A 14,491-nucleotide genomic window follows, 5' to 3' on the forward strand; every position below is an offset into this window, starting at 1 on the left:
AAGGAAAATTGGACGCCCGGTCATGGCCCGCCCTCCATTGCCACGCTAGCGTATGTCCGTCCGGCCCGCCGGTCCCGGTCGCCGCCCCGGCGGCGCAGGCCCCCCGCTGACATGCCCCGAGGTGATACAGGTGTCCTACGACTTCAACAGGCTTCTGAACGCCTCTCTCAGCCTGAACGAGCGCCCGATGGTATTGATGTGGGCCGCCGTCAGCGGCGGCGCCGCCGAGGCGGTGTTTCTGACCTGCCTGGAACAGTTCAAGCAGTCGCCGTCGAAAGCGAAGGTGAAGGTCATTCAGGAATGGCTGCTCGACCAGGACACGACCAAGGGCGACGGCCATTGGGGACCGATGAACCTGGAATCGGACGGGGTCACCAACACGACCAAGGCCGCTGCCGCCACCATCGCCACCACGTCCGCCTACTACATCGGCCGCAAGAGCTGGTGGGGTAAGCGAAGCGCAACCCTGAACGCCGCACTGGGCAACACCCCGGCCCCGAACATGTTCGATGCCCTGGTGCAACCGGCGGCCATCGCGCTGGGGACCGTACAGCCATGGTTCAGCGGCTGGTCGCTCGCGCAGGTCGACAGGAAGGACAGCTATGTCATCAATCGGCTGAAGGGTATGGAGTACATGAACAATGCCTTCATGGCCGCCGGCTTCAACACGGCCGCCCTGGGCGTCCGTCTACCTTTCAGGTTCCGGTAAGCAAGCTGCGGAACCGGTGCCGGCTGGTGCCGGATCACTCCTCCTCGTCGTCGTCCTCGCCCGGAAGCTCGCCCGGCAGCTCGTCGAGGACGACCCTGTCGCCGACGGCGTAGAGCATGCATTCCTCCTTGCCGCCGGCCTGCTCGCACTTCTCCACCGCCGCGGTGCCGGCCTCCTCATCGCTGTCGCGGTCCCACACCGACGCCCAGCGGCCGGTCAGCGTCACTGCCAGAGCCTTGTGTCCGGGGTTGCGCTGGTAGTTCGCCATGCCGACCTTGCGCGTGTGTTCGCTGACGAAGGGCACGCGCGCCGGATCGAAGGGGCCGGAGCCCTGGATCTCCACCGGCATCGGGATGAAGCGCTTGCCCTCCATCACCACCGCGTCGCCGACCGCATAGAGCGTGCAGGGTTCCTCCGCCCGGTACTGGCAATATTGCAGGGCGCTGCGCTTCACGTCCTCCTCTGTACGGCTGTTCGACTTGTTGGAGAAGTAGGCGTAGTTCCCCTTCGCCGAGATCGCCAGCGCCTTGGGCGACGGCAGGCCGGGGTATGGCGCCAGTGCGGCCCGCGACTTGCCGGTGAGATAGGGAATCGCCGACATATCCATCGGTGCGGTTGCAGGAGCCGGAGCCGGGACCGGGACTGGAACCGGTGCTGGTGGCGGCACCGGCGGGGCGGCAAGCGCCGCGACCGACACCGGCGCCCGCTCCGCCGCAGCGGCCGTGCTCGCCGCGCCGCCCAGCTCGGCGACCCGCGCCTCGGCGATGGGGGCGAATGTGCCTTGGGGGAACTGCTTCAGATAGGCTTCGAACAGGCCCCGGTTGGAACTGCCCTTGATGCTGTCCCAGAACAGCGTTTCCTTGTCGGCAGCCCCGGCGGCAGGCCCATCGGCCGTGGGTGCCGTCACCACCGTGGTCGGCCCCAGGAAAAAGAACCGCCCCTCGATGGGGGAGGCCGAAACCCAGGGCTGCTGGATGCCGCCGGAGTTGCGCTTCACCGTGATGCCGACATCGTTGAAGACGTCGAACACCGCCTCCCCCGGCTTCAGCATGGCCTTCGACAGCGCCTCGGTATAAGGGCTGTTGGCCCCCGCGCCGTCGGCCGCCACCGCGCCGGGCTGGGTCGCATAGGCGATGATCGTGCCGGCCGGCGCCTGCATCTGGGCCAGACCGGGCGACGCCGCGCGCAGGCCGCGCCCGCCGAACGGGTTGTTGCGGCAGGCGTCCAGGATGACGATGTTCAGCCGGCTCTCCGCCAGCGCCATCTCGTCCAGCACCATGGCGACATCGATCAGCTCGTACCGGACGTCGGCCTCCTTCTCCAGGTTGGCGGAGACCGGCAGAAGGTAGTTGGTGCCGCGGGCCTGCATGCCGTGCCCGGCATAGAAGAACAGTCCGACATCGGCGCCGGCCAGCTTCGCGCCGAAGCTGCGGATCGCCCGTTCGGTCCCTGCCCGGTCGAGGTCGAGCTGCGGCCCCCCACCGATCAGCTCGAACCCGGCGGTGCGCAGGGACTCGGCCATCGCCTTGGCATCGTTCACCGGGTTGGGCAGCCGCGGCGCATGGTGATAGCTGCTGTTGCCCATCACCAACGCCACCCGCTTGTCCGCCGCGGCCTCTCCCGATCCGGCCACCCAGACGAAAAGGGACAGGGCGAGCGCGAGAGTGCGTCCCAGGGTGTTCAAGGCCGATGTCCTTCGGGTCGGAAGCGTTGCCGCCACTCTGCCCGGGCAACGGCACGGGTTTCAAGGACGGCGACGATCCTCCTGCCGCGGCCCGGCATCCACATCGTCGCCCACCCTGGAATCGACCGCCCTGGAATCCACCGCGCGAACCGCGTCGATGAAGGCCCGCAAGGCCGGGGCCATCTGCCGCTGGCGCGGATAGCACAGGAACCGGCCGGGAAAGGCGGCGGACCAGTCCTCCAGCAGCGGAACCAGCTCTCCCGCCGCGATATGGCCGGCTACCGCATCCTCGATGCAGAAGCCGATCCCGATTCCCCGCAGGGTCGCGCGCAACGCCATGTCCTTGTCATTGAAGATCAGCGGCCCTTCGACCGCGACCTCGAACCAGGATCCGTTCCCGAAGAACTCCCAGGCATAGGGCATCACATGGCCCGGCCAGCGCCAGCGGATGCAGCGATGGCCGACCAGATCGCGCGGATGAGCAGGCCGGCCATGAAGTTCGAGATAGTCGGGCGACGCCACGGCGATCTGCCGCAGGTCCGGACCGAGACGCACGGCGACCATGTCGCGGTCGATCACTTCGCCGATCCGGATGGCCGCATCGAAGCCGCCGGCCACCAGATCCACCACCGCGTCGTCCAGCGTGATGTCCAGCACGACGTCCGGAAAATCCCGGACGAAGGCCGCCAGCATCGGCTCGATGTAGAGTTCCGCCGCCGCGCGGAAACTGTGGACGCGCACAATGCCGGACGGGCGTTCGCGATAGCGGCGCACCTGCCCGATGGCGTCGCCGAGTTCGGAGACGGCCGGCTGGACGCGCCGGAACAGATTCTCACCGGCGTCGGTCAGCGCGACACTGCGCGTGGTCCGGTTGAGCAGCCGCACCCCCACCCGCTCCTCGAACCCGCGCACCAACTGGCTGAGCGCCGAGGGGGAAACGCCCAGCCGCTCCGCCGCGCGGCTGAAACTCAGCGTCTCGCCGACGGCGAGGAACGCGCGAAGCTGGTTGTAGTCGCTGCCGGAGAGCAAGGGATCCATACCGCAAGGAAACTATTTTTTAGCAAGGCTTACAAGTTTCATCAGATATCCGACCATTCTGTAAGATGGTCACCGGATGTATCTCTGGCCGCGAAAGGAGACTTCCTATGACCACATGGTTCATCACCGGCATCTCACGCGGCCTTGGGCTGGCACTCGCCAAGTCGGCCCTTGAGGAGGGCGACACCGTCATCGGCACCGTCCGCAGCGGCAGGCCGGACCTCGCCGTCGAGCACGGCACCCTGCATGTCCTGACCGCCGATCTCGCCGACGGCGATGCCGCCGAGGCCGCCGTCGGCCGAGCCTTCGCGCTCGCCGGCCGCATCGACGTGATCGTCAACAATGCGGGCTACGGCCTGCTGGGGGCGGTCGAACAGGCGAGCGACGACGAGGTCGCCCGCCTGTTCGCGGTCGACGTGTTCGCCCCCTTCCGCATCATCCGAGCCGCCCTGCCCCGCCTGCGCGCCCAGGGGACAGGGCACATCGTCAACATCACCTCCATCGCCGGACGGGCACCCGGCGCCGGTTCCGGTCTCTACGCAGCGGCCAAACACGCCCTGGAGGGATTGTCCTCCAGTCTTGCGCAGGAGGTCGGCCCGCTCGGCATCAAAGTGACGGCCGTGGCGCCCGGCGCCTTCCGCACCGATTTCCTGTCGACCCATTCGATCCGCAAGAGCGCTGCCGAAGACGCGGCCTACGCCGACAGCGTCGGGCGGATGTCGTCCGCCTTCGACGGCATGGCCGGCCGTCAGCTCGGCGACCCGGATCGCGCGGCGCAGGCCATCCTGGCCGCCGTCCGTTCCGACAGCCCGCCGCTCCATCTGCTGTTGGGGTCCGACGCCCTCCGCCGGGCCCGCGCCAAGCTCGACGCCGTGATCGCCGAAATCGACGCCTGGGAAAGCGTGACCCGCGGCACCGACTTCGTCGAACAGGGCTGAGGCTACGGGTAGCCGACCAGCCGTCCCGACGCCGGCACGCCCACCCACGGCAGGAGGGCGACCGCCGCCGTAACGGCGAAGCCGGCGGCAACAAGGATACGGGATCGGGTGTTGAGCAGGCGGTTGCGGGCCATGATGACGCTCTCCCTTTCGTCGGGCATCCTCGGCACACATGGGGTGGGCCGCCCTCCCGGCAAGAGGAGGCTGGGCGCCGCTCCCCGATGGAGATGCCAATGCCCACCTTGTTTCGCCGCGCCCTGTTGGCCCTGTCCGCCGCCGTACTGCTGCCGGTTCTGATGGCGGCCTCGACGGCGGCCCCAATGGCAGCGCCCGCCGCAGCGCTGGAGACGGCCGGCCTCGTGGTGCTGATGCGCCATGCGGAAGCGCCCGGCACCGGCGATCCGCCGGACTTCAAGCTGGACGACTGCGCCACCCAGCGCAACCTCAGCGATGGCGGACGGGCCCAGGCGGCGCGGATCGGCGAGCGGCTGCGGCAGCTCGGCGTCGATCAGGCGCGGGTTCTGTCCAGCCAATGGTGCCGCTGCCTGGAGACCGCCCGCCTGCTCGACCTCGGCCCGGTGAAGGAGATGCCGGCCCTCAACTCCTTCTTCGGCCGCCAGGAGGAGGAGAAGGACAGAACCACCCAGCTGCGCCAGTTCCTGGCCGACCTGCCGCGCGACGGCAAGCCGGTGGTGCTGGTCACCCATCAGGTCACCGTCACCGCCCTGACCGGCATCTTTCCGGCATCGGGCGAGGCGGTGCTGCTGCGGGTGAACGGCACCCCCGACCCGGAGCGGATCGACCGGGTGCGCGTGCCCTGATACCCAGGGAATTGGAAAGCTGAAGGGATCCAAGCGAATGACCGATGGCCTGTTTCCGTCCTGGACGCTGTGGGCGCTGTTGTCGGCCTGCTTCGCGGCGCTGACCGCAATCTTCGCCAAGGTCGGCGTCGAGGGCGTCGGGTCCGACATGGCGACGCTGATCCGAACCGCCGTCATCTTCGTGATGCTGATCGGCATCGTCGTCGCGTCGGGACAAACGCTGTCGCCGTCGGCGGTGTCGGGCAGGACGTGGCTGTTCCTCGTCCTGTCCGGCCTCGCCACCGGGGCATCCTGGCTGTGCTATTTCCGCGCGCTGAAGCTCGGCCCGGCGTCCCAGGTGGCGCCGGTGGACAAGCTGAGCGTCGTGCTGGTGGCGCTGTTCGGCGTCCTGTTCCTGGGCGAGAGACTGTCGGGGCCGAACTGGCTGGGTGTCGTGCTGATCGCCACCGGGGTGATCCTGCTGGCGTTCAAATGAGCGCCGGCTCCATGGCGGATCCGGCGGACCGGTGGTCTTCGGCCTTCAGGCGGTCTCAGGCCGCCCGCACATGGCGAAGGAACTTCTCCGCCTGATCGCGCAGGGATAGCGCCTGCCGACCGACCCCGCCAATTGTCACGTGACGCCGACCTTACTGACCTCGCCCTTCGACCGTCGAGGTCAACCCGTCGACCATCCGCACCAGTTCGACGACGGAGCGGGCCTCCATCTTGCGCATGGCCTGCCCGCGGTGCAGCTTCACCGTCGCCTCGCTGAGTCCGAGATCGTCGGCGATCTGCTTGTTGCGCAGGCCGGACACCACCATCAGCGTGATCTCGCGTTCGCGCGCGGTCAGCGTCTCGAAGCGGGCGCGCTGGCTGCTCAGGCCGCGCTCCCGGCAGCGGCACTCGCCATGGGCGGCGATGGCGGCGTGGATGGCGTCCAGCAATTCCTGGTGATGGACGGGCTTGGTCAGGAACTCGAAGGCCCCCGCCTTCATCGCGCGGACCGACATCGGCACGTCGGCATGGCCGCTGATGAAGATCACCGGCAGGCTGTTGCCGGATCGCGCAAGCTCCGCCTGGAAATCCAGTCCGCTGCGGCCCGGCAGCCGAACGTCGAGCACCATGCAGCCGACGTCGATGGCCGGACGCTGGTCGACATACTGCTGCACCGAGCCATAACTCTTCACCTGCAGCCCGACGGAATCGAGCAGCCCCTCCAGCGCTTCACGGACTGCTTCGTCGTCGTCGATGATGACGACGGTCTCGGCCGCCGCCACAGTTTCCCCCTTCCTCGCCATCACTTGCCTCCGGGCGATACGGGCAGCACGAATTCGAACACGCTTCCGCCGGACGCGCCGGGCGTCGCGGTCAGCCGCCCGCCATGCAGCTCGACGATCGACCGGCTGATCGACAGGCCCATGCCCAGCCCGTCGGGCTTGGTGGTGTACAGCGCGCGGAAGATGGCGTCGACATCGGCTTCGCCGAGGCCCGGACCACTGTCCTCGACCCGGACGCGGAACCAGCCCTCATCGCTGCCGGTGACGATGCGCAGGCGCCGTTCCGGCCAATCTTCCGCCGACATCGCCTCGATGGCGTTCATCACCAGATTGAGGACCAGCTGCTGCAACTGCACCCGGTCGCCATGAACCCAGGGCGGTTCGGCCTGCAGGTCGGTTTCCACGGCGACGCGGGCGCGGCGCAGCTCGGCCCGCACCAGTTCCAGCGTGTCGGCGACCAGCGCGCTGATGTCGACCCAGCCGGGATCGGCCGGGGTGCGGCGGGCCAGCGCGCGGATGCTGCGGACGACGTCGCCGGCCCGCTGGGCGTCGCGCACGATCCGTTCAACCACCACGCGGGTCTTGTCGAGGTCGGGCTGCGGTTGCGACAGGTGCTGCAGACAGGTGCCGGCATTGGTGACGATGGCCATCAGCGGCTGGTTCACCTCATGCGCGACCGCGGCGGCCAGTTCCCCCATCATGGTCAGCCGGCCGATATGGGCAAGGTCGGCCTGGGCGGTCCGCAGCGCCTCCGCGATCCGGCGGCGCTGAGTCAGGTCGCGGAACACCAGGATCGAGCCGACCAGCTCGCCGCGGTCGTCGATGATGGCGGAGCAGCGCTCCTCCACCACGATCCCGGCCGATTCCGCGCCGTTGCGGGGCAACAGCCGGGACTGGCGTTCCGGCGGAGCAAAATCGCCGCTGCGCAGGACGACGGCGGAGAAATCCTCCAGCGGCTCCAGCGATTCCTCGTCCACCGCGACGAAGACGGCGGACAGCGGCTGCCCGGCGGCCTCCGCGGCGGTCCAGCCGGTCATCGTCTCCGCCGCCCGGTTCATGAAATCGACCCGGCCGTCGCGGTTGCTCAGGATGACGCCGTCGCGGATGCTGGCCAGCGTGGCGGCATAACGCCGCTCGCTGAGCCGCAGCCGGGTGTCGCTGGCATGCTTGTACAGCGCCATCTGGATGACGGTGCGCATCTGCGGCTCTTCGAAGGGCTTCAGCAGATAGCCGAACGGCTCCGTCAGGCTGGCGCGATGGACCACCTCGTCATTGGCGTAGGCCGTCAGGAAGACGATGGGAATCCGCTGGGCGTCACGGATCCGGCGCGCCGCCTCGATCCCGTCCATCTCCCCTTCAAGCCGGATGTCCATCAGGACGAGGTCGGGCTGCTGGCTGCACGCCAACCGGACGGCATCCTCGCCGCTGGCGGACATGCCGACCACCACATGCCCCATGCGGGAGAGTTGATGTTGAATATCGCGCGCAACGATACGGTCGTCTTCGACGATCAGGATGCGTGCCGCGATCATTCACTTCCCCGATTGCGCCCCTTCAAAGGAAAGGTGACGATGAATTCGGCGCCTGTGTTGAAGCTGTATTTCAGAGTTCCGTGCAACTGACTGCTCAAATCCGAAACAAGCTGGAAACCTACCGAGTCCATCCTATCGGGATCGCAACCTTCGGGCAAGCCCACGCCGTCGTCCCGAACGGATAGCCGGCAGTCCCGGCCGTCCGTCGTCAGCACCACGCGCAGCACCCCGCCCCGCCCGCCAGGATAGGCATGCTTCAGCGCGTTGGAGACCAGTTCGTTGACGATCAGCCCGCAGGGCACCGCGCGGTCGAGGTCCAGCTTCAGGTCGTCCATCTCGGTTTCAAGCCGCACCGCCCCGGCCTGACGGGAATAGGCGCGCAGCAGATGGGCGCAGACCGATTCCAGATGCTCGCGCATCGGCACGCGGGCGAAGTTGCCCAGGCGGTAAAGGCTTTCATGGACCAGCGCCATCGACCGCACGCGGTCGCGGCTGTCGGCGAACAGGGCGGCCACCGCCTTGTCCTCGATCCGGCGGGCCTGGAGGTTCAGCAGGCTGGTGACGAGTTGCAGGTTGTTCTTCACCCGGTGGTGGATTTCCTTCAGCAGCGCGTCCTTCTCCTCCAGCGTCGCCGTTTCCAGCGACGCCGCCGCCTGGGCACCCAGCAGGGTCAGCACATTGACCCGCTGCGGGGTGAAGGCGTAGGTCGCCAGCGCGTTCTCCAGATGCAGCAGCCCGACGACCCGGCGGCGGCGGACCAGCGGCAGGCACAGGATCGACCGCGCCTCCGTCTCGTGGAAATAGGGGTCGGCGGACAGCGGACCGGCGGCGCGGGTGTCGTCGACGATCACCGCCTCCTGGTCCCGGATGGCGCCATGGATGATGGCGTGGGGCAGCGGGAAGCGGTCGGCATCCTCTTGCACCAGCCGGACCGACACGCCGTAGAGCCCGGTGGTCGCCTCCGCCTCCACCCGCAGTCGCTCGCCGCGGGCGAGGATCAGCAGGCCGCGGCTGGCGCCGGCATGTTCCAGCACCAGGGTCAGCAGGGTGGTGGTCAGCTGCTCCACCCCCGACTGGTCGGAGACGGCGCGCAGCGTCTCCAGCAGGGAAGCCAGATCGACGCCGTCGAAGCCGCGCGGCGCCTCCGGCACCGCAGCCTCGGCCAGCTCCAGGGCGAGCGACGGATAGCGCTGGGCCAGTTGCCGGACCTTGGCCGTCGCCCCCCAGCGGCCATAGCGATCCGCCGCCTCGCGGATGCAGACCAGTTCCAGCGTCGGCAGGCCCATCCGGCGGTAGAGACCGGCGGCACATTCCTGGGCCAGCGCCTCCACATGCGGCAAGGCGGTGCGGCGGGCGGCCTGTACCGCGCGGTCATAGCCGCGCATGGCATCTTCGGTGCGCCCCTGGGTGCGGGCCGCCTCCGCCTCCACCAATGCGAAGCGCGCGTCGAAACTGTCGGGGCTGTGGCCGGCCCATTCGCGCAGCTGGCCCAGGTGGCGGGACAGCGCCACGCTGTGGCGGGCACGCTCCTCCGGTTCGGCGCCGTCCATCGCGCCTGCGCGTGCCAGGGCGGCGTGGAAATGGAACTCCGCCATCTCCCAATGGCCGGACGTGGTCCACAACAACCCTTCGGCCCGCTCGGCCGCTTCGACCGCCGCCGGCATCTCGCCGGCGATGCAGCGGAGTTGGAGCGTGCGGATCCAGTGCCAGCAGGTGGCGATGTCCAGGCTGGGGTTGGCGAGAAGCCGCGCCTCGAAGGCGGCATTGTCGAAGCCCTTGCCGTCGAATGACGCAAGCGCGTCCGTCCGCCCGCGCAGGGCGCGCAGGAATTGCAGTTGCGTGGTCAGGATGTCGGCGCACAGCCCGAACTTCACCTGCCGCACATAGGCGAGCCGCGCCTCCGCAGTGCGCTGCACCGTCGCCAGCGGATCGCCCGACGCGAGCATGCTGGTGACCAGCGTCACGCTGGTGAAGCCGCCATAGGTGACGTCGCCGGCCTCCCGCGCCTCGTCGAACGCGCGCAGAAGCAGGGGGCGCTCGCTGCGGATGTCGCGGGTCCAGGGCACGACATGATAGGCGAAGGTCATCAGCACCCGCGCCCGGTAGCGGGTCCGCCCCTGCCGCTCCGCCAGATCGTAGCCGAGCCGGCCGAACGCGTAGCCGGCGGCGTAATCGCCGAAGTAAGGCCCGGCCATCATGCCGAGATAGGCGAATCCCAGCGCCGAGGCGTCGCTGCGCCCATGCCGGAGCGTCAGGTTCGCCATCCGGCAGAGGATCAGGCAGACCAGATTGCGGTCGCTGAAGAAGGCGGGCGGCAGTGCCGCGGCCAGCACGTCCATGGTCGCCCGGCTGTCGGGGTCGCTCACCGCCGACAGCCCCGCCAGCGAGGCGACGGGCCGGTCGCCGATGGCCGCGCGCAGGTCCGCATACTCCTCCTGCGCCAGGGCCGCCGGCGGATGGGCCGGCCAGTCGATCCCAGCGCCGCGCAGATAGGCGAGGCAGGCGTCGATGGCGCGGTCGCTGCGGTCGATGGCGGTGTAGACGGTGACCAGCAGCGCGGTGATGGCGGCGCGGTCGGCCGGACATTCGGCCCGCCCGACCAGCCCCTGAAGCCGCAGCTCCGCCCGCCGCAAGTCGCCGCTGAGGAACTCGCACTCGGCCTGGAGATGCTCCAATGCGAAGGCCAGCCGGTGCCGCCGCTCCCACTGGCCGCCTTCCAGCAGGCGCAACCCCGCCAGGGCATAGGCTAGGGCGGAGCCGTGGGCGCTGGCCGTCTTGGCCTGATGGCCGGCGGCGAGCAGGAGGGTCGCCACCTCCTCCCGCTCGCGCCCGTCCTGGATCAGGGAGAGGCAGCGGTCATACTGGCCGACCAGCGCGAACAGCCGCTCTCCCGACAGGTCGGCTTTGAATCCGCGGTGCAGGGCGCGGGCGATGTCGAGATGCAGCCTGCCGCGCCCCTCCGCCGGCACCAGGGCATAGGCGCCCTCCTGCACCCGGTCGTGGAGAAAACGGTATCCCCCGTCGATGCGCAGGATCAGCCCTTCGGCCAGCACCGGTTCCAGGTTCCGCTCGGCCTCCGCCTCGGTCAGGCCGGCGGCCAGCGCAAGGGTGGCCAGCGGCGCGCTGGCCCCGAGCGCGGCGAGCCGGGCCAGCAGGTCGCGCGTCCCGGCGGGAAAGGCGCCCAGCCGTTCGGTCATCAGCGTGGCGATGCCGGCGCCCGACCGCGCCGTCTCCACCGCCGCCAGATCCCAATCCCATCGCCTGGCCTCGCGGTCGAACCACAGCCGGCCGGACCGCTCCAGCGCGGTCAGAAGCTGCACGGCGAAGAAGGCGTTGCCGCCGGTCCGCTCCTCCAGCAGGGCCGCCAGCGCCGCCACCTCCTCGGGCTGGCGGTCCAGGCTGTCGGCGACCATCCGGCGCAGGTCGTCGGACGAAAGCGGCCCCAGCGCGATCTCGCAACAGTCGATTTCCGCGCCGGCGGGTCCGGATGCGGATCCCCTGATCCGGTCCAGCAGGGCGGCCAGAGGGTGGTCGGCCCCCACCTCGTCGCTGCGGTAGGCGCCGATCAGCAGCAGATGGCCGATGCCGCCGTCGGCGACCAGCCGGTCCAACAGGTCCAGAGTCGCGCGGTCCAGCCATTGCAGATCGTCGAGGAACAGCGCCAGCGGGTGATCGGGACGGGCGAAAAGCTGGAGCACGCGGCGGAACAGAAGGTCGAAGCGGTTCTGCGCCTCCTGCGGCGGCAGCGGCGGCACCGCCGGCTGTTCGCCGACCAGCAGGGCGAGGTTGGGGATCAGCGCGGTCATCAGCGCGCCGCCGTCACCCACCGCCTCCGCCAGTCCCCGGCACCACTGGTCGCGGTGGGGGACCGGCAGGGCCAGGATGCGGCTGACCAGCCCGCGAAAGGCCTCGGCAAGGCTGGCATAGGGGAGGTCGCGGCGGCCCTGGTCGAACTTGCCGGCGGCGAACAGGCCGCGCGGCGGCACCAGCTGCTCCTCCAGCGCATGGACGACCGCCGACTTGCCGACGCCGGACCGGCCGGAGATCAGGACGATGCCCATCCGGCCGCGGCCGGCGACGCGGTCGAAGGCGGACTGGAGGGCGGCGACCGGCTCCTCCCGCCCATAGAGCGACGGCGGCGGCTCCAGCCCCTCCGGCAGGTCGCGCCGGCCGGCCGGGAAGGCGGGGATGCCGCCTTGCGCGTCCCACAGCCGAAGGGCATGGGTGAGGTCGCGATCGAGACCGTCGGCGGTCTGGTAACGGTCCTCCGCCGTCTTGGCCAGAAGCCGCAGCAGGATGTCGGCAATGGCCGGCGGCAGGTCGGGGGCATGGCTGGCCGGCGGGATCGGCGCGCGGGCGAGATGGCTGTGGACCCACTCCATCGGATCGCGGGCGGCGAAGGGCAGCTCGCCGGTGAACAGCTCGTACAGCGTGACGCCCAGGGCGTAGAGGTCGCTGCGGCGGTCGACCGGCCGGTTCATCCGCCCCGACTGTTCCGGCGCCATATAGGGCAGCAGCGCCGCCGGCCGCTCGACCTCCTGGCGCTGCGGGTCCGACAGGTCGGCGGCGCGGCCGAAGCCGGTCAGGCGCACCGCTCCGTCCTCCGCCACCAGCAGGTTGAAGGGCCGCAGATCGCCATGCAGAAGCCCGCGGCGATGCAACTGCGCCACGGCCCCGGCGATACGGATCGCCAGGGTCAGCCGCTGGCGGAAGGACCCGATGAAAGCGGTCGGGGCGGACACGGACGGCGTGGAGACCGTCAGCGCCGACAGAGGCTGCCCGCCCGGATCGGCAAGGGTCAGCACCGGCACGGCGCCATGGCGCAGCAGGTCGAGCGGCTTGACCGCCCATGCCGGGTCGAGGCGCCCGGACAGCTCATGCTCCCGCCGGAACCGGACGAGCACCGCATCGGCCGGCGCGGCGGCATCGGCCATCCGCGCCAGGATCGGAAAGGGCTGCCCCGGCCGCGTCACACGCAGCAGCCGCGTCTCCCCGTCGCCGCCCAGCGCATGGGTGCCGGATCCCGCCTCCGTCAGATGGTCTAGACTGGACTCCATGAAACGGCCTTTCCCCAGCACAGCATCGGCAGAATCTCCCTCTCCCGCCCCGGGAGAGGGAAGGGGCCCGCCGCGCAGCGGTGGGAAGGGTGAGGGGTGATCCAAGAAGCCATGCGGTTCATTATACTTGGATTCCCCCTCACCCTCCCCACTTCGTGGGGCCCCTCCCTCTCCCGGGGCGGGAGAGGGCGTTTATCACCAAGTGGAATAGCCCAGCCACAGCGGGAGAGAATAATTTCGCTCTATCAAAAGGAAAGTTCGGCAGGCGCGCAGGGCGGTCGGCCCACCGGCATCGGCGTGTCTGCCCCCACGTTGCGTCGCCGCCAGCTGCGCGGCGAAATGCCGACCAGCCGGCTGAAGGTGCGGGTGAAGTGGCTCTGGTCGGCAAACCCGCAGGCCAGCGCCACATCGGCCAGCGTCTGCGACCCGTCCCGCATCAGGGTCTTGGCATGGTCGATCCGCCGGTGCAGCAACCATTGGTAGGGCGTGGTGTTGGCGGTGCGACGGAAGGCGCGGACGAAATGCCCCACCGACAGCCGGCATTCGGCGGCAAGGTCGGCCAGCCGGATGTCGCCGTCCAGGTTGGCGGCGATCATCTCCTTCACCCGCCGTTCCTGCCAGGGCGCCAGCGTCCCGCCCGGCTTGGGCTCGCTCACCCGGCCATAGGCGGTGACGATGTGGGTCGCCAGCGCCGAGCAGACATGGTCCAGATACAGGAGGCTGATCCGCTCCGGAAACTCCAGCGTCGGCAGGATGGCCGATGCCAGCGCCCGGACCGTCGGATCGTTCATCGGGGTGCTGGGCGGGATCGAGAGGTCGGCCAGACGCCCGCCGCGGGACTCGGAACAGGCACTTTCCAACGCCGCACGGGGCAGATGGAAGGCCAGCGTGTCGAAGGCCGTGTGCATGTGGCAGTCGATCTTGCGGCGGTAGTCGTGGATCGAGGTCAGCCCGGTGATGTCGGCGGGCTTGTCCACCAGCCGTCCGTCGACCCAGATGTCGGACTGGAAGTTGGAGAGATGATGGCTGACCAGGAACGCATCTTCCGATGCCGGGCTGAAATGGCCGACACCGCCGGACGCGCAGCGGATGCGCGAAACCCCGACCGTGCCGCCGCCCGATCCGACGACCAGCACCTCCGGCTCGTCCGGCGTCGGAACATAGTGCAGATGCAGATTGGTCTGATGGGCCGAGGCCATGTGCGTCTCCGTGCGTTTGCTTGCGGCCCGGCGTCTCCGTCTTCCGGAAGACCGCCCGCCCGACTTGCCCACACAGGGTAAACGCGACAATAGGCCGCGAACCACTAGACGCAGATTAAGCACGGCAGTGTTTAGGTCGAACCACCCTATACCTTGGTTTAGGTTCTGAATGTTCGACGCAGAATTTCCGTAACACTATAACTAAATTAGCGAAACCAAAAACGCCGCGCCCGTCCGGGATGGACGGACGGGCGTGG

11 protein-coding genes are annotated in these 14,491 nt (G+C 69.3%); 4 read left to right on the forward strand and 7 right to left on the reverse strand.

The features are described from left to right. Window positions 1–130: 130 nt before the first annotated feature. Window positions 131–709 carry a hypothetical protein gene (locus FZ029_RS26110; RefSeq protein ID WP_149272592.1) on the forward strand — a complete coding sequence of 193 codons (579 nt, stop codon included), beginning with the start codon at window positions 131–133 and terminating at the stop codon, window positions 707–709. A 34-nt stretch (window positions 710–743) separates the two neighbouring features. Here FZ029_RS26110 and FZ029_RS26115 read toward each other — a convergent pair whose 3' ends face one another. Together FZ029_RS26115 and FZ029_RS26120 are read right to left on the reverse strand one after the other, a co-directional pair. Beyond that, entirely contained in the window at window positions 744–2,393 is a 1,650-nt protein-coding gene (locus FZ029_RS26115) for a caspase family protein (RefSeq protein WP_247892509.1), read from the reverse strand. A gap of 60 nt (window positions 2,394–2,453) precedes the next feature. Next, the gene (locus tag FZ029_RS26120) at window positions 2,454–3,431 is read right to left on the reverse strand and encodes a LysR family transcriptional regulator (protein ID WP_149272594.1); all 978 of its coding nucleotides are present in this window, start codon (window positions 3,429–3,431) and stop codon (window positions 2,454–2,456) included. A gap of 107 nt (window positions 3,432–3,538) precedes the next feature. Between FZ029_RS26120 and FZ029_RS26125 the strand changes: the two genes are divergently transcribed. Next, entirely contained in the window at window positions 3,539–4,369 is an 831-nt protein-coding gene (locus tag FZ029_RS26125) for an oxidoreductase (protein WP_149272595.1), read from the forward strand. 2 nt (window positions 4,370–4,371) lie between these two features. On the opposite strand, the gene FZ029_RS33160 is transcribed toward FZ029_RS26125, so the two are convergent. After that, window positions 4,372–4,530 (reverse strand): hypothetical protein, encoded by a 159-nt coding sequence (locus tag FZ029_RS33160; RefSeq protein WP_188052057.1) that lies wholly within the window; start codon window positions 4,528–4,530, stop codon window positions 4,372–4,374. 72 nt (window positions 4,531–4,602) lie between these two features. Between FZ029_RS33160 and FZ029_RS26130 the strand changes: the two genes are divergently transcribed. Beyond that, a complete protein-coding gene (locus FZ029_RS26130) occupies window positions 4,603–5,190 on the forward strand; it encodes a histidine phosphatase family protein (RefSeq protein WP_149272596.1) in 588 nt (195 codons plus the stop codon). A 37-nt stretch (window positions 5,191–5,227) separates the two neighbouring features. Further along, complete coding sequence (locus tag FZ029_RS26135; protein ID WP_149272597.1) at window positions 5,228–5,665, forward strand: EamA family transporter; 438 nt, start codon at window positions 5,228–5,230, stop codon at window positions 5,663–5,665. Window positions 5,666–5,816: 151 nt separating this feature from the next. Here the strand turns inward: FZ029_RS26135 and FZ029_RS26140 are convergent, their stop codons facing one another. The 4 genes from FZ029_RS26140 to FZ029_RS26155 form a co-directional block, all read right to left on the reverse strand. Continuing rightward, window positions 5,817–6,467 (reverse strand): response regulator, encoded by a 651-nt coding sequence (locus FZ029_RS26140; RefSeq protein ID WP_149272598.1) that lies wholly within the window; start codon window positions 6,465–6,467, stop codon window positions 5,817–5,819. Next, window positions 6,467–7,978, reverse strand: a complete 1,512-nt coding sequence (locus FZ029_RS26145; RefSeq protein ID WP_149272599.1) for a response regulator — start codon at window positions 7,976–7,978, stop codon at window positions 6,467–6,469. The genes FZ029_RS26140 and FZ029_RS26145 overlap by 1 nt, the downstream gene beginning before the upstream one ends. Next, the gene (locus FZ029_RS26150; RefSeq protein ID WP_149272600.1) at window positions 7,975–13,035 is read right to left on the reverse strand and encodes an AAA family ATPase; all 5,061 of its coding nucleotides are present in this window, start codon (window positions 13,033–13,035) and stop codon (window positions 7,975–7,977) included. The genes FZ029_RS26145 and FZ029_RS26150 overlap by 4 nt, the downstream gene beginning before the upstream one ends. Window positions 13,036–13,280: 245 nt before the next feature. Beyond that, window positions 13,281–14,234, reverse strand: a complete 954-nt coding sequence (locus FZ029_RS26155) for an AraC family transcriptional regulator (protein ID WP_149272601.1) — start codon at window positions 14,232–14,234, stop codon at window positions 13,281–13,283. Window positions 14,235–14,491 lie beyond the last annotated feature (257 nt).

The sequence above is a fragment of the Azospirillum sp. Sh1 genome, assembly GCF_008365135.1.
GTDB lineage: Bacteria > Pseudomonadota > Alphaproteobacteria > Azospirillales > Azospirillaceae > Azospirillum > Azospirillum oryzae.

Excerpts from the sequence above, each read along its gene's own strand:
- FZ029_RS26120 (WP_149272594.1), bottom strand. The coding sequence starts at position 3,431 with ATGGATCCCTTGCTCTCCGGCAGCGACTACAACCAGCTTCGCGCGTTC.
- FZ029_RS26125 (WP_149272595.1), top strand. The coding sequence starts at position 3,539 with ATGACCACATGGTTCATCACCGGCATCTCACGCGGCCTTGGGCTGGCA.
- FZ029_RS33160 (WP_188052057.1), bottom strand. The coding sequence starts at position 4,530 with ATGCCCGACGAAAGGGAGAGCGTCATCATGGCCCGCAACCGCCTGCTC.
- FZ029_RS26130 (WP_149272596.1), top strand. The coding sequence starts at position 4,603 with ATGCCCACCTTGTTTCGCCGCGCCCTGTTGGCCCTGTCCGCCGCCGTA.
- FZ029_RS26135 (WP_149272597.1), top strand. The coding sequence starts at position 5,228 with ATGACCGATGGCCTGTTTCCGTCCTGGACGCTGTGGGCGCTGTTGTCG.
- FZ029_RS26140 (WP_149272598.1), bottom strand. The coding sequence starts at position 6,467 with ATGGCGAGGAAGGGGGAAACTGTGGCGGCGGCCGAGACCGTCGTCATC.
- FZ029_RS26145 (WP_149272599.1), bottom strand. The coding sequence starts at position 7,978 with ATGATCGCGGCACGCATCCTGATCGTCGAAGACGACCGTATCGTTGCG.
- FZ029_RS26150 (WP_149272600.1), bottom strand. The coding sequence starts at position 13,035 with ATGGAGTCCAGTCTAGACCATCTGACGGAGGCGGGATCCGGCACCCAT.
- FZ029_RS26155 (WP_149272601.1), bottom strand. The coding sequence starts at position 14,234 with ATGGCCTCGGCCCATCAGACCAATCTGCATCTGCACTATGTTCCGACG.